12 protein-coding genes and 1 riboswitch are annotated in these 18,757 nt (G+C 73.7%); of the genes, 6 read left to right on the top strand and 6 right to left on the bottom strand.

Going from position 1 to position 18,757, the window contains the following annotated elements:
* Positions 1-135 precede the first annotated feature (135 nt).
* The 3 genes from cbiE to ACIPK4_RS31870 are packed head-to-tail and all read left to right on the top strand — an operon-like array spanning position 136 to position 3,090.
* Positions 136-1,476 carry a precorrin-6y C5,15-methyltransferase (decarboxylating) subunit CbiE gene (gene cbiE, locus ACIPK4_RS31880; protein ID WP_402319142.1) on the top strand — a complete coding sequence of 447 codons (1,341 nt, stop codon included), beginning with the start codon at positions 136-138 and terminating at the stop codon, positions 1,474-1,476.
* Positions 1,473-2,222, top strand: a complete 750-nt coding sequence (gene cobM, locus ACIPK4_RS31875) for a precorrin-4 C(11)-methyltransferase (protein ID WP_054226372.1) — start codon at positions 1,473-1,475, stop codon at positions 2,220-2,222. The genes cbiE and cobM overlap by 4 nt, the downstream gene beginning before the upstream one ends.
* On the top strand, positions 2,212-3,090 hold the full coding sequence (locus ACIPK4_RS31870) for a cobalt-precorrin-6A reductase (RefSeq protein WP_402319139.1): 879 nt from the start codon (positions 2,212-2,214) through the stop codon (positions 3,088-3,090). The genes cobM and ACIPK4_RS31870 overlap by 11 nt, the downstream gene beginning before the upstream one ends.
* A gap of 270 nt (positions 3,091-3,360) precedes the next feature.
* On the opposite strand, the gene ACIPK4_RS31865 is transcribed toward ACIPK4_RS31870, so the two are convergent.
* The 3 genes from ACIPK4_RS31865 to cobG are packed head-to-tail and all read right to left on the bottom strand — an operon-like array spanning position 3,361 to position 6,817.
* Complete coding sequence (locus ACIPK4_RS31865) at positions 3,361-4,860, bottom strand: precorrin-2 C(20)-methyltransferase (protein WP_054226374.1); 1,500 nt, start codon at positions 4,858-4,860, stop codon at positions 3,361-3,363.
* Entirely contained in the window at positions 4,857-5,504 is a 648-nt protein-coding gene (locus ACIPK4_RS31860) for a precorrin-8X methylmutase (RefSeq protein ID WP_082410948.1), read from the bottom strand. The genes ACIPK4_RS31865 and ACIPK4_RS31860 overlap by 4 nt, the downstream gene beginning before the upstream one ends.
* Entirely contained in the window at positions 5,501-6,817 is a 1,317-nt protein-coding gene (gene cobG, locus ACIPK4_RS31855; RefSeq protein ID WP_402319136.1) for a precorrin-3B synthase, read from the bottom strand. The genes ACIPK4_RS31860 and cobG overlap by 4 nt, the downstream gene beginning before the upstream one ends.
* A gap of 346 nt (positions 6,818-7,163) precedes the next feature.
* A riboswitch (cobalamin riboswitch) is annotated at positions 7,164-7,301 on the top strand.
* A gap of 33 nt (positions 7,302-7,334) precedes the next feature.
* On the opposite strand from cobG, the gene cobN reads away from it, so the two are divergent.
* Positions 7,335-10,946, top strand: coding sequence for a cobaltochelatase subunit CobN (gene cobN, locus ACIPK4_RS31850; RefSeq protein ID WP_402319133.1), 3,612 nt, complete (start codon positions 7,335-7,337; stop codon positions 10,944-10,946).
* Positions 10,947-11,095: 149 nt separating this feature from the next.
* On the opposite strand, the gene ACIPK4_RS31845 is transcribed toward cobN, so the two are convergent.
* Both ACIPK4_RS31845 and ACIPK4_RS31840 read right to left on the bottom strand, forming a co-directional pair.
* A complete protein-coding gene (locus ACIPK4_RS31845) occupies positions 11,096-12,343 on the bottom strand; it encodes a cytochrome P450 (protein WP_402319130.1) in 1,248 nt (415 codons plus the stop codon).
* The gene (locus ACIPK4_RS31840; RefSeq protein WP_402319127.1) at positions 12,336-13,406 is read right to left on the bottom strand and encodes a cytochrome P450; all 1,071 of its coding nucleotides are present in this window, start codon (positions 13,404-13,406) and stop codon (positions 12,336-12,338) included. Before ACIPK4_RS31840 ends, ACIPK4_RS31845 begins: the two co-directional genes overlap by 8 nt.
* An 834-nt stretch (positions 13,407-14,240) precedes the next feature.
* Here ACIPK4_RS31840 and ACIPK4_RS31835 point away from each other — a divergent pair.
* A complete protein-coding gene (locus ACIPK4_RS31835; protein ID WP_402319124.1) occupies positions 14,241-14,747 on the top strand; it encodes a hypothetical protein in 507 nt (168 codons plus the stop codon).
* 240 nt (positions 14,748-14,987) lie between these two features.
* On the top strand, positions 14,988-17,207 hold the full coding sequence (locus ACIPK4_RS31830) for a germacradienol/geosmin synthase (RefSeq protein ID WP_402319121.1): 2,220 nt from the start codon (positions 14,988-14,990) through the stop codon (positions 17,205-17,207).
* A gap of 170 nt (positions 17,208-17,377) precedes the next feature.
* Here the strand turns inward: ACIPK4_RS31830 and ACIPK4_RS31825 are convergent, their stop codons facing one another.
* Positions 17,378-18,655, bottom strand: a complete 1,278-nt coding sequence (locus ACIPK4_RS31825; RefSeq protein ID WP_402319118.1) for a YncE family protein — start codon at positions 18,653-18,655, stop codon at positions 17,378-17,380.
* Positions 18,656-18,757 lie beyond the last annotated feature (102 nt).

The raw sequence follows: 18,757 nt of genomic DNA, 5'->3' as shown, positions 1-18,757 counted from the left end.
TGGGACGGCGGTGGAACCAAGGGGTTACCGAGGGTAGACCTCCCCCTTCGCGGGGGTGGAGCCGGGGGCCGGTGCACCGGCCAGTAGGCTGCGGGTCCGTCCGCCCGCTCCCCACCCGTCCCGAGGTACCGCTCAGTGAGCTCCGCACCGCCCTCCACCCCCGTGTCGGTCGTCGGCCTCGGCGCCGACGGCTGGGCCGGACTCACCTCCGCCGCGCGGTCCGCACTGACCGGGGCCGAGGTGCTGATCGGCGGGCCGCGGCAGCTGGACCTGCTGCCGACGGCCGAGTGCGCCGGCGAGCGGGTGGCCTGGCCGAGCCCCCTGCGTCCCGCCGTGCCGAAGCTGATGGCGGAGCACGCGGGCCGCCGGATCGCCGTGCTGGCCAGTGGCGACCCCATGTTCTACGGGATCGGGCGGGCCCTGGCGCAGGAGCTCGGGCCGGACGCCCTGCGGGTCCACCCGCACCCCTCGTCGGTGTCGTACGCCTGCGCCCGCCTGGGCTGGCCGGTGGAGGACACCGAGGTGGTCACGGTGGTCGGCCGTCCGGTGGCCCGGCTCGCGGCCGCGCTGTACGAGGGACGGCGGGTGCTGGTGCTCAGCGCCGGGGCGGCGTCACCGGGCGAGATCGCCGCCCTGCTGCGCGAGCGGGGCTTCGGCCCGAGCCGGATGCGGGTGCTGGAGCAGCTCGGCTCAGAGCGCGAGGACACGTACGAGGGGCGGGCCGACGGCTGGGACCGCGCGCTGGGCGATCCGCTGAACGTGGTGGCCGTCGACTGCCGCCGGGACCCGCGCACCGCCGTCCCGCGGCTCGGTGCGACCCCCGGGCTGCCCGACGGCGCGTACGAGCACGACGGCCAGCTCACCAAGCGGCACGTGCGGGCCGCGACCCTGTGCGCCCTCGCCCCGGCCCCCGGCGAACTGCTGTGGGACATCGGCGGCGGCTCCGGTTCCATCGGCATCGAGTGGATGCGCACGCACCCCTCCTGCCGGGCGGTGGCCGTGGAGCGGGTCCCGGAGCGGGCGGCGCGGATCACCCGCAACGCGGCGGCGCTCGGCGTGCCGGGGCTGCGCGTGGTCACCGGCGCCGCGCCCGCGGCCCTCGACGGGCTCCCCGCCCCCGACGCGGTGTTCATCGGCGGCGGACTGACCGCGCCGGGCCTGCTGGATGCGGCCTGGGCGGCGCTGGCGCCGGGCGGGCGGCTGGTGGTCAACACCGTGACCCTGGAGTCGGAGGCGGTCCTCGCAGAGCGCTACCGGCGCCACGGCGGCGACCTCGTCAAACTCGCCGTCGCGCACGCGGTGCCCGTCGGCGGGTTCACGGGCTGGCGGCAGGCGATGCCGGTCACCCAGTGGTCCGTGACGAAGCCCCCGCCGCGGCCCGAGGACGTCGGCGGAGCGACCGCAGGCGCCACGGAGAACACAGAGAACGCAGAGAACGCGGCGACCACAGAGAACGCAAAGGACCAGACGACATGACCGTGTACTTCATCGGTGCGGGCCCCGGCGCCGCCGACCTGATCACGGTGCGCGGTGCCCGGACGCTGGCCGCCGCCCCCGTGTGCCTGTACGCGGGGAGCCTGGTGCCGCGCGAACTGCTGGCCGAGTGCCCGCCGGACGCCCGGCTGGTCGACACCTCGCAGCTGAACCTCGACGAGATCATCGCCGAGTGCGTACGGGCCCACGCGGCGGGCGAGGACGTGGCGCGGCTCCACTCGGGCGACCCGTCGATCTTCAGCGCGGTCGCGGAGCAGATGCGGCGGCTCGACGCGGCGGGCATCCCGTACGAGGTGGTGCCCGGCGTCCCGGCGTTCGCCGCGGCGGCGGCCGCGCTCAAGCGGGAGCTGACGGTCCCCACCGTCGGCCAGACCGTGATCCTGACCCGGATCGCCCAGCAGGCCACGCCGATGCCGCCCGGCGAGGACCTGGCCACGCTGGGCCGCAGCGGCGCGCTGCTGGTGCTGCACCTGGCGACGCGCTACGTGGACCGGGTCGTCGGCGAACTGCTGCCGCACTACGGGGCCGAGTGCCCGGTGGCGGTGGTGGCGATGGCCAGCCGCCCCGACGAGCTGATCCTGCGCGGCACGCTGGCCGACATCGCGGACCAGGTGAAGGCGGCCGGGCTGGTGCGGACCGCGGTGATCGTGGTGGGCCGCACACTGGGCGCCGAGCAGTTCCGGGACAGTCACCTGTACTCCCCCGAGCGCGACCGGCATGTCTGCTGAACCGGTGCGCGGCCACGTCCTGATCCTGGGCGGCACGACGGAGGCCCGGCAGCTGGCCGCCGCGCTGGCCGCGGGGGGCACGGAGGACGGCGCCGGCCCGGGTACCGCTGCCGGCTCCGTGCCGGACACCGGCTCGGGCTCCGGCTCGGGCTCGGGCTCCGGCTCCGGCTCCGGCTCCGGCTCGGGTACGGCGGCGCGCGCCGCCCTGCGGGTGACCACCTCGCTCGCCGGGCGGGTGGCGGCACCCGTGCTGCCGCCGGGCGAGGTGCGGATCGGCGGATTCGGCGGCCCCGAGGGCCTGGCCGCCTGGATCACCGCCCACCGGGTCTCGCACCTGGTCGACGCCACCCACCCCTTCGCCGAGCGGATGAGCTTCAACGCGGCCGGAGCGGCGGCGCTTTCGGGCGTACCGCTGATCGCGCTGCGCCGTCCCGGCTGGAGCCCCGGCCCGGGGGACGACTGGCACTTCGCCGACTCGCTCGCCGAGGCGGCGCTGCGGCTGCCGGAGCTCGGCGGCCGGGCGTTCCTGACCACGGGGCGGATGGGCCTGCACACCTTCGCGCAGCTGGCGGACACCTGGTTCCTGGTGCGCTCGGTGGACCCGCCGGAGGCACCCGTGCCACCGCGCCTCGAAGTACTGCTCGCCCGCGGCCCGTTCAGTCTGGAGGGCGAGCGGGAGCTGCTCGCACGGCACCGGATCGACGTCCTGTTCACCAAGGACAGCGGCGGCTCGGCCACCGCGCCCAAGCTCACCGCGGCCCGCGAGGCCGGCATTCCGGTGCTGGTCGTCCGCCGGCCGCCGGTCCCGGAGGGCGTCCCGGAAACCGGGTCGGTTCCGGCCGTCCTCCGCTGGCTCAGCGAAGCCTGACGTCACCCCCCTCCCCCGGCCGAGGGAGGATCTTCTCCCGCTTTCCGTGACATGGCGGGGTACGGGACCCGGGGCGGCGTCACCGGAGACGGGCGGCGCGCCGCCGGCGTCACGGTGACCGCCGTTCCGGCCGGCCCGGAGGTGACGCGGCACGTCCAGACGCTCGTCGACACGTCCCTGTGCCGCCGATCCGCACCTGCCCCGGTCAGCCCGAAGGCCCGGTGCGGCGGCGGGCCGGACCGGGCCTTCGGGGCCTGCGAGCAGGCGTCGTCACGGGTAGCGGCGCGGGGTCCAGGTGACGCGGGAGCCGTCCGGGCGCTCGGTGACCCGGGTCTGCGAGGAGCCGATCAGCAGGATCGTGCGCATGTCCACCTCGGACGGCTCCAGTTCGCCGAGCGGGAGGATGCGGACCGACTGCCCGGGACCGCCGACATCGCGGGCGACGACCACCGGAGTCTCGGCCGAACGCAGCTCCAGCAGCAGCTCCTTGGCCTGGGCGACCTGCCAGGTCCGGCTGCGCGAGCCCGGGTTGTACAGGGCGAGGACCAGGTCCGCCGCGGCGGCGGCGCGCAGCCGCTCCGCGATGACCTCCCAGGGCTTGAGCCGGTCGGACAGGGAGACGGTGGCGTAGTCGTGGCCGAGCGGGGCCCCGGCCGCGGCGGCGGCCGCGTTGGCTGCGGTCACCCCCGGCAGGACCCGTACGGGCACGTCCTTGTACTCCGGCTGCCCCGCGACCTCCAGGACGGCGGTGGCCATGGCGAAGACGCCCGGGTCCCCGCCGGAGACCACGGCCACCCGCTTGCCGCGGCGGGCGAGGTCGAGCGCGAACTCGGCGCGCTCCGACTCGACCTTGTTGTCCGAGCCGTGCCGGACCTGGCCCGGCTTCGCGGGGACCCGGTCCAGGTAGGTGGTGTAGCCGACGAGCACCTCGGCGTCGGCCAGGGCCCGCCGCGTCTGCGGGGTCAGCCAGAGCGGGCCGGCCGGGCCGGTGCCCACGACGACGACCTCGCCGGGGCCCGGCGGCACGCTGCCCGGGTTGCCGATGCGGCTGGGCACGACGGCCACCGCGAAGTACGGCACGCTGTCGGGGTCGGTGTCGGCGAGGACGCCGGTCCGCTCCCCCTGCATGGTGGCGCGCTCCACGTAGCGGGCCTCCGCGAGGCGCCCGCTGCCCTCCATCGCCCGGCGCACGGCCGGGAAGGTGCGGCCGAGCTTCATCACGACCGCGGAGTCGGTGGCGGCGAGCCGGGCGGTGAGTTCCTCCTCCGGCAGGGTGCCGGGCAGGATCGTCAGCACCTCCTCGCCCTCGACGAGCGGGGTGCCGAGGCGGGCGGCGGCGGCGCTGACCGAGGTCACGCCCGGGATCACCTCGGCCTCGTACCGGTCGGCGAGCCGCTTGTGCATGTGCATGTACGAGCCGTAGAAGAGCGGGTCGCCCTCGGCGAGCACGGCGACGGTCCGGCCGGCGTCCAGGTGCGCGGCGAGCCGGGCGGCGGACTCCTCGTAGAACTCCTCCATCGCCCCCTGGTAGCCGCCGGGGTGGTCGGTGGTCTCGGTGGTGACCGGGTAGACCAGCGGCTCCTCGATGTGGTCCGCGCGCAGGTGCCCGGCTGCGATCGAGCGGGCGATCGACCGGCCGTGGCGGGCGCTGTGGTACGCGACGACCTGCGCCTGCGCGATCACCTCGACGGCCCGCAGCGTCATCAGGGAGGGGTCGCCGGGGCCGAGCCCGACGCCGTACAGCTTTCCGGTACCGGCTGCGGTGCTCATTCTTCCTCGCTCGCGATCGCGTTGACGGCGGCGGCGGCGATGGCACTGCCACCGCGCCGGCCGCGCACGATCAGGTGGTCGAGCCCGGAGGCGTGGGCGGCGAGCGCGTCCTTGGACTCGGCGGCGCCGATGAAGCCGACCGGGACACCGATGACGGCGGCGGGCCGCGGGGCACCCTCCTCGATCATCTCCAGCAGCCGGAACAGGGCGGTCGGCGCGTTGCCGACGGCGATCACGGAACCCTCCAGCAGGCCGCGGTCGCGCCAGACCTCGAGGGCGGCGGCGCTGCGGGTGGTGCCCATCTTCGCGGCGAGGGCCGGTACGGCCGGATCGGAGAGGGTGCAGATCACCTCGTTGTCGGCGGGCAGCCGCTTGCGGGTGACGCCGCTGGCGACCATCTGCACGTCGCAGAGGATCGGCGCGCCCGCGGTCAGCGCGGCACGCGCGCGGAGCACGACGTCCGGGGTGTAGCCGAGGTCCTGGGGCAGGTCGGTCATTCCGCAGGCGTGAATCATGCGCACCGCGACCTGGGCGACGGAGGCGGGCAGCCCGGAGAGGTCCGCCTCGGCGCGGATCGTGGCAAAGGACTGGCGGTAGATCGCCGCGCCGTCCTTCTCGTACTCGAACACTGTGTACTCGCTCATTTCTTCGCTGCGTCGTGGGAGGTGGTGCGGCGTGCGTCCGCGAGGGCCGCGGGAAGTTCGGAGGTGCTCAGGCCGCGGCGCGTGGTGCCGCCGTCCGCGGTGAGGTCGTACCCGGCGGAGGTCGCGACCACGTCCACCCATGCGGTGCCGCGGGGGTGTCCGCAGCGGCGTTCGCAGCCGGACCAGTGCACGGGCAGCTGGTGCTGCGGGCCGGTGGCCCGTACTGCGACGACGGTGTGCGCGTCGGCGCGGACGTCCGCGCGGGACTTCGCGCAACCGGGGCGGCCCGTACAGGCGGTGACGGACCGCCAGGGGTCGTCGGGGGCGGTGATCAGCCCGGCCTCCGCGAGGCCGGCGAGTTCCTGCACGGCGGTGCGGGCGGGCAGGCCGGGGACGATGACACCGCGCCAGGGCGTGAGGCGGACCCGGCCGGTGAGGCCGGCCAGGCGGCGCCACTGCGCGGTGGTCAGCCGGCCGAGCGGGGCCGACACGCTGAGCGCGGTGCTGCCGTCGGGGCCCTCGACCAGGCCGGGCCCGGGCGCCGGCCCGTGCGGGGCGGCGGCATCCCGTACGGGGGTGGCCGCGATCCCGGCGGCGCCCAGCCGGTCCGCCAACGCGGCGGACTCCAGGGCGTGTTCGGCGGGCAGTTCGGCGACCCGCCAGGCGCGGGTGCCCGCTTCGAGGGCCGCGTCGAGGAAGTACGCGGCGGCTTCGAGGGCGGCCCGGGGCGCGTCGGCGGCGGCCACGAGCAGCGCGTCGGCCGGGTCGGCCGTCCACAGCAGGGCCCGGCCCCCGTCACGGGCGGCCAGGCTGACATCGGCGGCGAGCGAGGTCACGTCGCCGCGGCCGTCGTCGAGGGCGAACAGGAACCGTCCGGAGAGCCCCGCCGCGGGCGCGCTCGCGCAGAGCAGCCGGTCCAGCTCCGCGACCCAGGGGGCCACGTCGGGCAGCCCGCGCCCGTCCAGGCCGGTCAGCGGCGAGGCGACGATGTTGCGGACCCGCTCGTGGGTGGGCGCGGGCAGCAGACCGGCACGGACGAGCACGTCCTGCAGCTCGCCGCCGCAGCCCGCACCGAGCCCGCGCAGTTGGGCGTTGCCGCGCGAGGTGAGGTCGACGTGTCCGTCGCCGAGCCGGTCGGCGGCATCCGCCAGCAGCAGGGCCGCGTCCTCGTCGAGCAGCCCGCCGGGGATCCGCACGCGCGCGAGGAACCCGTCGTCCGCCGCGTGGAGCCGCAGCGCACCGGGACAGGCGTCACCGCGGTCACGTATGACGGGTTCGTCCCGCGATGCGGCGGAAGGGGGCTGGGGCGGCATGGCGGCGAGCATACCCACGATTCCCCCGCCCCGGCCTGTGGCCGTCACCACCCCGCCGACCTGCCGGGACGGCACGGCGCCGGCAAGGCGTGCACGAACTGCCGATACGGCCCCGGCACACGGCGCCGGCATCCGGCGCCCGGCGCAACGCGCCGCCGGGCAGCGGCCCGCGCCGGCGCGGGCACTGCCGCGGTGCGGGGCGCCGGGCGTCGGCGGTGCGGAGTGCCGGGCGCCCGGCGGCGCGTGGTGCCGACGGCGGCGCGGAGTGCCGGCATCCGGCGGTCCGGCGCGAGGGGCCGGTGTGTCCCGGGCCGGGCACCCCCACTCCCGGCCTGGGGGAACGGCCCCTAAGATGACCAGCGGCGGAGCCACGTGGCCCCGCCGGGAGGAAGCCCGGTGCGAATCCGGCGCGGTCCCGCCACTGTGAATCCTGCGGAGCAACCCGTCGGGTGAGTCAGGAACTCCCGCTGTTCTCACTGCCCGGGGCGCGGAAACCCCGAGGAAGGCCTGCCGCCGCATGATCCTGCTGCTGTCGACGTCCGACACCGATCTGCTCAGCGCCCGCGCCGCCGCGGACGGCCCCGTGCCGTACCGGTTCGCGAACCCCTCCCGCCTTCCCCTCGACGACCTCCCCGCCCTGCTCGACGGCGTCGACCTGGTCGTCGTACGCCTCCTCGGCGGACTGCGCGCCTGGCAGGACGGGCTCGACCTGCTCCTGTCTCCCGAGCAGACCCGTCCGGTGGTGGTCCTCACCGGCGAACAGGCCCCGGACGCCCAGCTGATGGAGGCCTCCACGGTCCCGATCGGCATCGCCGCCGAGGCGCACGCCTACCTCGCCCACGGCGGCCCCGCCAACCTGGACCAGCTGGCCCGGTTCCTCTCCGACACCGTGCTGCTCACCGGCCACGGCTTCGAGCCGCCCGCCGCCGCGCCGACCTGGGGTCCGCTGGAGCGCACCCCCGTACGCCCGTACGGTCCGCGGATCGCCGTGCTGTACTACCGCGCCCACCAGATGAGCGGCAACACCGCGTTCGTGCACGCCCTGTGCGACGCGATCGTGGAGACCGGCGGCACGCCCGTACCGCTGTACGTGTCCTCCCTGCGCACTCCGGAGCCGGAGCTGCTCGCCGAGCTGGAGTCGGCGGACGCGATCGTCACCACGGTCCTCGCGGCCGGTGGCACCAAGCCCGCCACCGCCTCGGCGGGCGGCGACGACGAGTCCTGGGACGCGGGCGCGCTGGCCGCGCTCGGCGTGCCGATCCTCCAGGCCCTGTGCCTGACCGGTTCGCGCAGCGCCTGGGAGGAGAACGACGAGGGCCTCTCCCCGCTCGACGCCGCGACGCAGGTCGCCGTCCCCGAGTTCGACGGCCGTCTGATCACCGTCCCGTTCTCCTTCAAGGAGCTCGACGAGGACGGCCTGCCCGCGTACGTGGCCGACCCCGAGCGGGCCGCCCGCGTCGCCGGCATCGCCGTCCGGCACGCCCGGCTGCGGCACATCGAGCGCCGCGACAAGAAGATCGCGCTCGTCCTGTCCGCGTACCCCACCAAGCACTCCCGCATCGGCAACGCGGTCGGCCTCGACACCCCGGCCAGCGCCGTGGAGCTGCTGCGCACCCTCATCGCGGGCGGCTACGACTTCGGCCCCGTCGAGGACATCCCGGGCCTGGTCTCCGGTGACGGCGACGAGCTGATCCGCGCCCTGATCGAGGCCGGCGGCCACGACCAGGACTGGCTGACCGAGGAGCAGCTGGCCCGCAACCCGGTCCGCATCCCGGCCGCCGACTACAAGCGGTGGTACGCGCAGCTCCCGGCCGAGCTGCGCGAGAGCGTCGAGGAGCACTGGGGCGAGGCCCCGGGCAACATGTTCGTGGACCGCTCGGCGAACCCGGAGGGCGACATCGTCCTCGCGGCGCTGCGCCGCGGCAACCTGCTCATCCTGATCCAGCCGCCGCGCGGCTTCGGCGAGAACCCGATCGCGATCTACCACGACCCGGACCTGCCGCCCTCGCACCACTACCTGGCCGCGTACCGCTGGATCCAGGCGAGCGCGCAGGACGGCGGCTTCGGCGCCGACGCGATGATCCACCTGGGCAAGCACGGCAACCTGGAGTGGCTGCCCGGCAAGAACGCCGGCCTGTCGGCGGCCTGCGCGCCCGACGCCGCCCTCGGCGACCTCCCCCTGATCTACCCGTTCCTGGTCAACGACCCGGGCGAGGGCACCCAGGCCAAGCGCCGCGTGCACGCCACCCTGGTCGACCACCTGGTGCCCCCGATGGCGCGCGCGGAGTCGTACGGCGACATCGCCCGCCTGGAGCAGCACCTCGACGAGTACGCGCAGATCTCCGCGATGGACCCGGCGAAGCTGCCGGCGATCCGCGCCCAGATCTGGACGCTGATCCAGGCGGCGAAGCTGGACCACGACCTGGGTCTGGAGGAGCGCCCGGACGACGACGGCTTCGACGACTTCCTGCTGCACGTCGACGGCTGGCTGTGCGAGGTCAAGGACGCGCAGATCCGCGACGGCCTGCACGTCCTGGGCGGCGCCCCGACCGGCGCCGCCCGGGTCAACCTGGTCCTGGCGATCCTGCGCGCCCGGCAGATCTGGGGCGGTACGACGGCCCTGCCCGGCCTGCGCGAGGCGCTCGGCCTCGACGAGTCAGCGGCGACCCGTACGACCGCCGACGAGGCGGAGGAGACGGCCCGCGCCCTCGTGCAGGCGATGGAGGATGCGAACTGGGCGCCGGAGGCGGTGGCTTCGGTCGCCGCCGCACACTCGGCGGACGTGGCGGCCGTCCTGGAGTTCGCGGCCCGCGAGGTGGTCCCGCGGCTGGCCGGCACGACCGACGAGATCGCCCACGTGGTGAGCGCCCTCGACGGCGCCTTCGTGCCGGCGGGCCCGTCCGGGTCGCCACTGCGCGGCCTGGTGAACGTGCTGCCGACCGGCCGGAACTTCTACTCGGTGGACCCGAAGGCCGTCCCCTCCCGCCTCGCGTGGGAGACCGGGCAGGCGCTCGCCGACTCCCTGCTGAACCGGTACCGAACGGACAACGGCGAGTGGCCCGCCTCGGTCGGCCTGTCCCTGTGGGGCACCAGCGCGATGCGCACCTCGGGCGACGACGTCGCCGAGGCGCTGGCGCTGCTCGGCGTCCGCCCCGTCTGGGACGAGGCCTCGCGCCGCGTCACCGGCCTGGAGCCGATCCCGCTGGAGGAGCTGGGCCGCCCGCGCATCGACGTCACGCTGCGCATCTCGGGCTTCTTCCGGGACGCCTTCCCCCACGTCATCGGCCTGCTCGACGACGCGGTCCGGCTGGCGGCCTCCCTGGACGAGCCCGCCGACCAGAACTTCATCCGGGCCCACGCCCAGGCGGACCTGGCCGAGCACGGTGACGAGCGCCGCGCGACGACCCGTATCTTCGGCTCGCGCCCGGGCACGTACGGCGCCGGCATCCTCCAGCTGATCGACTCCCGCGACTGGCGTACGGACGCCGACCTGGCGGAGGTCTACACGGTCTGGGGCGGTTACGCGTACGGCCGCGGCCTGGAGGGCCGGGCGGCGCGCGCCGAGATGGAGACGGCGTACAAGCGGATCACGGTGGCCGCGAAGAACACGGACACCCGCGAGCACGACATCGCCGACTCGGACGACTACTTCCAGTACCACGGCGGCATGGTGGCGACGGTCCGTGCGCTGCGGGGCACGGCCCCGGAGGCGTACATCGGTGACTCCACCCGCCCCGAGACCGTCAAGACCCGCACCCTGGTGGAGGAGACGTCCCGCGTCTTCCGTGCCCGTGTGGTGAACCCGAAGTGGATCGAGGCGATGCGCCGCCACGGCTACAAGGGCGCCTTCGAGCTGGCGGCGACGGTGGACTACCTCTTCGGCTACGACGCGACGACGGGCGTGGTCGCGGACTGGATGTACGACAAGCTGACCGAGACGTACGTACTGGACCCGGAGAACCGCGCGTTCCTGGAGGAGGCCAACCCCTGGGCCCTGCACGGCATCGCGGAGCGGCTGCTGGAGGCCGAGTCGCGCGGCATGTGGGAGAAGCCGGACCCGCAGGTCCTCGAAGCGCTGCGCCAGGTGTACCTGGACACGGAGGGCAACCTGGAGGGCGAAGCGGAGTAGCCCGCTCCGCGCCTGTCGTCCCTGACGGGGGAGCCGCCCTCCTCGCCCTCCCCTGCCGGGGCGCGGAAGGCGGCTTCCCGGCTCTCGGGGGGCTCGGCCCTCAGCCCGTGAGCCCCTTAGCCCCGCGAGCCCCTCAGCCCATGAGCCTCTCAGCGCAGCCGTACGGGCAGGCTGAGCAGGCCGCGGTGGCGGGGGTTTGACTGCCACCTCGCCCCGTGCGTCTCGTGCAGCCGCAGGCGGGGGAAGCGCTCGATGATCCCGGTGAGGGCGATCTCGCCCTGGAGACGGGCGAGCGGCGCCCCGAGGCAGTGGTGGATGCCGTGGCCGAAGGCGAGGTGGCGGCCCGCGTCGGCCCGGCCTATGTCGAACCGGTCGGGGTCGGCGAAGACGGCCGGGTCTCGGTCGGCGCCGAGCAGCGAGATCTGGACGAAGTCGCCCTCGCGGACGGTCACTCCGCCCACGGTGATGGGTTCGGTGGCGTAGCGCAGGGATGCGAGGCCGGACGGGGACTCGTAGCGCAGGACCTCCTCGACCGCGCCGTGTATCCGGGTCGGGTCGGCGCGCAGCGCGGCCAGCTGGTCCGGGTGGGTGAGCAGGGCGTGGATGCCGTTCGCGACGAGGTTGACCGTGGTCTGGTGGCCCGCGACGACGAGGAGGAAGGACATCGAGGTGATCTCGTCCTCGGTCAGGGCGTCGCCGTCGCCGTCCCCGTCGCCGTCCTCGTCGTCACCGGCGGTGAGCAGGGCGGACAGCAGCCCTTCGCCGTCCGGGTTCTCGCGTTTGAGGGCGATGAGGGCCCGCAGGTAGGACGCCATGCTCTCCGCGGTGAAGACGGAGACCTCGCCGTCGCCCTGGCCGCCGTCGAGGGTGTTGCCCCGTACCTGGAGGATCTCGTGGTCCGCGTCGGTGGCGCCGAACAGCTCGAAGGCGACGGCGACCGGCAGCGGGAGGGCGAATTCGGAGATCAGCTCCGCCTCGTCCCTGCCGTCGAGGGCGTCGAGCAGTCCGGTGACGAACTGCTCGACCATGGGGCGCAGGCTCGCGGTGCGGCGGGCGGTGAAGGCCTTCTGGACGAGCCTGCGCAGCCGGGTGTGGTCGGGCGGGTCGGCGTTGAGCATGTGCGAGAACATCGCCGCTCCGGGCCCCTCGGTGAGCCCGACGTGGCGGCCGAACCGCTGGGCCGCCCGGTTCTTCGACAGGCGGGGGTCGGCCAGCAGGGCCTTGGCCTGCGCGTGCCCGGTGACGACCCAGCCCTCGACGGCGGCGGGGCCGGGGTAGCGGACGTAGCGGATGCCGCCGTCGCGCCGCCAGTCGCCGTAGATCTCGTGGGCGTGGTCCTGCCAGTCGGCGTCCGGTACTTCCACGTGCTTCGGGTGGGGGGCCCTGCGCTCACGCATGCCGCACCCGGTTCCTGGGGCCGATGTGGACGGTCTTCACCCCGAGCAGACCGACAAGGGGCACTTCGGCGGTGCGCTGGCCGGGGGCGACGACGAGTCCGGTGCGGCGGATGTGGTCGAGCAGGAGTTCCGCCAGCGGCATGACCATGTGGCGCCCCCAGCAGCGCTCGCTCGCGTGGCCGAACGGCATGTACCCGGGGGTGGCGTCGGGGTCGAGGGTGTCCCAGCGGGCGGGCCGGAACTCCAGCGGGGCGTCCCACAGGGCGGGGTCGCGGTGGGTGAGCAGGGGCAGCACCAGTACGTCGTCGCCCGGCCCGATGCGGGTGTCGAGGGCGGGGTACTCGGGGCTGCGGTTGCGCAGCAGGTTCCAGGAGGGCGGCAGCAGCCGCATCGCCTCGTGGAGGATGTTGCGGTGGGAGTCGCCGTCGTCGAACGGGGCGCCGAGCCACAGGGCGTTGGCGACGAGGGTGGAGACGGTGAAGCAGACGGGGGCGGCGGCGCGCCGGTACATGCCCATGGCGTACCGGCGGTCGTGGTAGCCCTCGGCCCCGGCGAACAGGCCGGCGATGTGCGTCAGGTGCGGGCCGGGGCGGGGACGGCGCGGGAGGGCGGCTCCGGCGACGATGGTGGACCAGGTCAGCTTGGGGTCGATCTCCAGCGTCCGGGACATCAGGATGCGCAGCCGGTGCGGATCGTCACGCAGGATCAGATCGCGCAGGAAATTGTGGCCGGTGAGGGGCCACGGTCCTGACAGATCCGTGCCCGCCGGTATCGGCCTTTCCAGGGCCTTGCGCACGTCTTTTCCAATGGTGCGCATCACCGATGAGGCTTCGGCCTTGGAAATGGACCGGCCGTGCAGGGGCTTGAATGTCGGCCGCTCGGTCTCGGTGGCCTTTCGCGCGGCGAGAATCCTGTCGGAGAGTTCCGCGCCCGCAATTCCGATGGTGTCGGGCTCCAGCCGGACGAGGTCCTTGCCGAGGTGGTCGTCGATGAGCGCCTGGAGTCGCGGGGCGAATACGGTGGCACGGCGAGTGCGCGAATCCGTGGGGTGCGGGGCTGGCATATGAGGGCTCCCGGGAAGGCGGAAGGCCCGCACCCGGCAGGGCCGGGGAGTCGGCGCCGGGTCTGCCGGGTACGGGCCGGGTGCTGGATTTCCGGCTTAGTACCAGAAGTACCAGGCGCTCTGCTTCAGGCTCGGCTCGCTCTTCTTCACGAACGAGAGATCCCGGCAGATCGGGGTGCTGCGCAGGACGGCAAGAAACTTGTTCATCTGTTACCCCTCTTTCGCGTGCTTGCGCACATCAACGGGTCGACCGGCCAGGGCGGTTGATATGCCCGGGAGGTGCATCCGCCCTATTGCGTGGCCGGTGCACAGAGTAGACACGCACGGGGCGGAAGTCGTCAATGGCCCCGCTTTCAGTCGAACTTATCCGGCCATCGGTGGCCGGATCCACGCGCTTCCTCATTTCGGCTCAATACCCTTCGGAAGCCCATCTGCACGCCCTTCGAATGGATTCGAACGCCGTGTGACGGAATGCATCCCGGGTCCGCCCCGGAATTGCCCCCTCGCCCGCAGAATGCCGGGTGACGGCCCCACACCGACGGGGCCGCGCGAGCACGGCGCGGTCATGTGGCGTTCGATCGCCGGCGTGGCCACGACCCGCCCGCCGGCCTCCTCGACGGCCCACAGCGCAGCTCGCGCGGCCCCCACGCCTCCAGCGCCGCCCCGGCACCCGCCTGACCGGTGAGCGCCCGATCGCCGGCTCCGGAGGTTTTGCACGCCGGCACGGGCAGCGCCTACCGTGCCGGGGGCCGTGTACGCGCGCCCGAACCGAACCCGCGGAGGGGCGGCTTCGTCTCTCCATGGAACGCCGGCAATCCCCACGGGCGGTAACGAATGAGATCACTCGAACTGGTCCGGATCGAAGCGGGACTCCACGACTGGGCGGCCATGGAATGCGGTTGCTCCTGGCCGGGCAGGCGAAATTCCGCCGAGCACCTTCCCGCCGGGTTCATCGCCATGCTGGAGAGCGGGGCTCCCCTGTCCGTCGACGACTGGGCGGAAAACCATGCCTACATCCAGTCGAACCTGATGGAGCCGGCCGTGGCCGCGACCTCCCTCGTCGTCGCCGCCCTCGCCGGCCGGCCGCCCGTCGCCTCCCGGCACGAGCTCCTGTCGGCGCTGTCCATCCTGACCTCCGGCGAGCAGGAGGAGATCGCCGACGCCTGCCTGGACGTCGTACGGGGAGCCACCTGGATCCTTTACGAGGAGGTGGCGGCGGGAGAACAGGTGGGCACCTCCGGGCTGGCCTACGAGTTGCTCATGTTCATGGACGAGCAGGCCGAGCGCCTGGCGGCATACCACCGCGTCTACGGAGCGGCGCTGCCCCCGCACCTGAGGTAGCTGCGTCCACCCGGCGTCGTACGGGGGTCCCCCGCTCGGTGAGCGGGGGATCCCCGGCGTTCACACACCTGTGCCTTCTAGCCCAAGGCGGGGCTGCTCGCCGCCCGATCGCGCCCGCGTCACCTGAAGAAGTGAACTGTCCCTTGTGGCGGCAGCGGCAGGGGTAGGTGGGGTGTTGATCTCATGCGGGGGGACGCAGGCAAGGGCCCCCTGCCCTCGGACGGAAAGGTTCCGCCTGCCGTGACGCAGCCGTTTCAACTGCCGGATTTCTACGTGCCGTATCCGGCGCGACTGAACCCCCACCTGGAGGCGGCGAGAACGCACACCAGGCAGTGGGCCCGTGCCTTCGGGATGCTGGAGGGGTCCGGCGTCTGGGACGAGGCGGACCTCGACGCGCACGACTACGCCCTGCTGTGCTCGTACACCCATCCCGACTGCGACGGTGACGCGCTCGACCTGGTCACCGACTGGTACGTGTGGGTGTTCTTCTTCGACGACCACTTCCTCGAGGTCTACAAGCGCACGCGGGACCGCGAGGGCGCGAAGAAGTACCTCCAGGGGCTGGCCGCGTTCATGCCGATGGACCTCGCGGACGGGTTCCCCGAGCCGGCGAACCCGGTCGAGGCGGGCCTCAAGGACCTGTGGTCGCGGACCGTGCCCCGGATGTCGATGGACTGGAGGGAACGGTTCTCCGAATCGACGCGGAACCTCCTCGACGAGTCGATGTGGGAGCTCCACAACATCGGCATCGGCCGCGTGGCCAACCCGCTCGAGTACATCGAGATGCGCCGCAAGGTCGGCGGCGCCCCCTGGTCCGCCGGACTGATCGAGTACGTGTCCGCCGAGGTGCCGGCCCGGGTCGCGCACACGCGCCCGCTCGAAGTGCTGCGCGACGCCTTCGCCGACGCCGTGCACATCCGCAACGACATCTTCTCCTACCAGCGCGAGGTGGAGCAGGAGGGCGAACTCTCCAACGCGATCCTGGTCCTGGAGACCTTCCTCGGCTGCACCACCCAGGAGGCCGCCGACCTGTCGAACGACCTGCTGACCTCGCGGCTCCAGCAGTTCGAGTACACGGCCCTCGCCGAGGTCCCCGAGCTCGCCGCCCGGCACGGCCTCGACCTGTTCGAGCAGGCGTCGGTCCTCGCGTACGCGAAGGGCCTGCAGGACTGGCAGTCCGGCGGCCACGAATGGCACATGGTCTCCAGCCGCTACATGAACGAGGGGGCCAAGGGGGCGCAGACCCCGTTCGCCCTGCCGTTCCCGCCCGCCGGGCCGGGCACCGCAGCCCTCGACCTGCGCTCGGTGTTCACCCCGCGCTCCGTGGAACTGCGCCGGCGCAGCTTCACGCACGTACCGTTCCAGCGGGTGGGCCCGTCGCTGCTGCCCGACTTCCACATGCCGTTCCCGCTCACCCTCAGTCCGCACCTGGACCGGGCCCGCCGCGAACTGCTGACCTGGTGCCGGGACATGGGGCTGCTCGATCCGCAGCCCGGCGATCCCGGATCCGACATCTGGGACGAGGACAAGCTGGTCGGCATGGACTTCGCCCTGTGCGCGGCGGGCATCGACCCCGACGCCACGCCGGAGGCGCTGAGCCTGAGCGCGCAGTGGCTGGCCTGGGGCACGTACGCGGACGACTACTACCCCAAGGTCTTCGGCAGTACGAAGTCCCCCGACGGGGCCCGGGCCGCGACCGACCGGCTGGTCTCCATGCTCACGGACGACCCGGCGCAGGCCCCCGAGCCGGTCACCGTCATGGAGCGGAGCCTGCGGGAGCTGTGGACCCGCACCGCCACCGGGATGAGCGCCGCGATGCGCGCGGAGTTCCGCGGGCACCTCTCCGGGATGCTGGACAGCTGGGTCTGGGAGATCACCAATACCGCCGCGAACCGGATCCCCGACCCGGTCGACTACGCCGAGATGCGCCGGCTCACCTTCGGCTCGTCGCTGACGATGTTCCTGGCCCGGCTCGGCCACGAGGACGACGGAGTCCCGCCCGAGGTCCTCCGGGACGGGGTGATCCGCTCACTGGAGAACGCCGCGGCGGACGTCGGGTGCATCACCAACGACCTGTTCTCGTACCAGAAGGAGATCGAGGTCGAGGGCGAGGTGCACAACCACGTCCTGGTCACCCAGAACTTCTTCGGCATCGACTACCCGCAGGCCTTCGCGATCGTCGCCGACCTGATGGTGCAGCGCATCGGGGAGTTCGTGCACATCCGCGACCACCAGCTGCCGTTGCTCTACGAGGACCACGGCCTGGACTCCGGCGCGCGGGCCTCGCTCGACGCGTACGCGCGCGAGCTGGGGGACTGGATGGCCGCCGTCCTCAACTGGCACCGCAGCGTGCGCCGTTACCGCGACGAGGACCTGCACCCGAAGGCGGCCGGGCCGGCTCCCCGGGCCGGGCACCCCTCCTTCGGCATGTCGGCGGCCCGGATCTCCCTGCCCGCCTGACCCCGCCCGGTCGGGGCCGCGCGAGGCCGCGCGGGGCCGCCCGGGCCAGGGTGGGTGGAACACCGGCCCGGGCCCGCGGCGGCCACGACGCCCGGGCACGGCCTGCGGCCCGGCGGGACGGCCTGCGGCCCCGCGGCACGGCCTGCGGCCCGGCGTGACGGCGGCGGCTGCTACTGCGGGCCGGTCCAGCCGACGGGGACGTGGCCGATCCGCACGCGCTGCGGGTGGTCGCCGACGGGGACGGAGACCCGCTTGGCGCCGGTCGCGAAGTCGATGGCGGTGACCTGGTCCGCGCCGCTTTCGGAGATCACGCAGGCGGTGCCGTCCCCGTCGACGGTGGCCCAGTACGGCTTGTTCGCGGACACCAGCGGCCCCTCGGTGAGGGAGGCGCGGTCCATGACGGTGACGTAGTCGTCCATGGTGCCCGCGACGCAGAGCTTGGTCCCGTCCGGGCTCATGGACAGGCCGTGGTGGCGGGAGTCGTTGACCCAGGTGGTGCGGTCCGCGTTGGTCGCGGGGTTGCGGGGCAGCTCCTTGATCCGGGTGATCCGGTCGGTGGCCACGTCGTACTCGACGACGCCGTTGAAGAAGGACAGCTGGAAGTAGAGCTTGGACTCGTCGGGGCTGAAGGACATGGGCCGGACGGCGTCGGACAGGTCGGAGCGGCCGAAGGCGTCGAGCCGCTCGCGCATGTCGATGACGCGGACCGTGCGGAAGGTCTGCGCGTCGACGACGGTGATCTTCCGGTCGCCCTTCGTCCAGTCCAGCCACGGCGCGTCGAGGGCGGAGGTCACGTCCCCGATGGCGCTGTTCCACAGGAAGCGGCCGTCGCGGCTGAAGGTGTTCTCGTGCGGCTTGTCGCCGGTGGAGAACGAGCCCACCTGCCGTCCGGTGGCGATGTCGAGGACGTGCACGGTGTTGGCGGTGGAGGCGGAGACGGCGACCCGGGCGCCGTCCGGCGAGACCGCCATGTGGTCGGAGCGGTAGCCCGAGACGGGGAAGCGCCAGTTGATCCGGCCCGTCCGCACGTCGATCGAGACGACGTCCGCGAAGCTGGGGCGGGACGCGACCACGGCCGTGCCGTCAGGGGTGGTGTACATGTCGTCGACGAACTGGTCGTGCCCCTCGCCCGCCGTGCCCCGGACGCCGAGGAAGAAGGCGAGCTTGACCGGGTTGAGGTAGATCTCCCGGAGCCGCTCCTCCTTGTCGGGGATCATGTTGATCCGCCCGACCTTGGCGAGGTCGCCGGTGGAGGCGAGCACGTCGGCGGTCCCCTCCCAGTTGTTGCCGACGAACAGCACCTCGCGCACGCCGGACCCGCCCGGAGCCGCCGGGGCGGCGGCCGATGCGGGGCCCGCCGCGAGTGAGGCCGCGGCCAGCACACAGCCGGCGAGGAGCGTGCGTACGGGGGTACGGGCGGTGCGGGCGGTGCGTGCGGTCCGGGACATCCGCTCAACTCCGTTGCAGAAAGGCGCTGTTACCGGCCGGCAAAATAGGCGGAACAGCGAAAGGGCGCAACCCTCACGGGGGTTGCGCCCTGGTCTGCCCGA

It is taken from the genome of Streptomyces sp. NPDC086989 (genome assembly GCF_044745505.1).
GTDB lineage: Bacteria > Actinomycetota > Actinomycetes > Streptomycetales > Streptomycetaceae > Streptomyces.
The sequence above is the reverse complement of the archived record's forward strand: the minus strand, read 5'-3'. Positions and strand labels throughout refer to the sequence as shown.

Bases quoted from the DNA above. Each gene is read 5' to 3' on its own strand.
- cobM (WP_054226372.1), top strand. From the start codon at position 1,473: ATGACCGTGTACTTCATCGGTGCGGGCCCCGGCGCCGCCGACCTGATC.
- ACIPK4_RS31870 (WP_402319139.1), top strand. From the start codon at position 2,212: ATGTCTGCTGAACCGGTGCGCGGCCACGTCCTGATCCTGGGCGGCACG.
- ACIPK4_RS31865 (WP_054226374.1), bottom strand. From the start codon at position 4,860: ATGAGCACCGCAGCCGGTACCGGAAAGCTGTACGGCGTCGGGCTCGGC.
- ACIPK4_RS31860 (WP_082410948.1), bottom strand. From the start codon at position 5,504: ATGAGCGAGTACACAGTGTTCGAGTACGAGAAGGACGGCGCGGCGATC.
- cobG (WP_402319136.1), bottom strand. From the start codon at position 6,817: ATGCCGCCCCAGCCCCCTTCCGCCGCATCGCGGGACGAACCCGTCATA.
- cobN (WP_402319133.1), top strand. From the start codon at position 7,335: ATGATCCTGCTGCTGTCGACGTCCGACACCGATCTGCTCAGCGCCCGC.
- ACIPK4_RS31845 (WP_402319130.1), bottom strand. From the start codon at position 12,343: ATGCGTGAGCGCAGGGCCCCCCACCCGAAGCACGTGGAAGTACCGGAC.
- ACIPK4_RS31840 (WP_402319127.1), bottom strand. From the start codon at position 13,406: ATGCCAGCCCCGCACCCCACGGATTCGCGCACTCGCCGTGCCACCGTA.
- ACIPK4_RS31835 (WP_402319124.1), top strand. From the start codon at position 14,241: ATGAGATCACTCGAACTGGTCCGGATCGAAGCGGGACTCCACGACTGG.
- ACIPK4_RS31825 (WP_402319118.1), bottom strand. From the start codon at position 18,655: ATGTCCCGGACCGCACGCACCGCCCGCACCGCCCGTACCCCCGTACGC.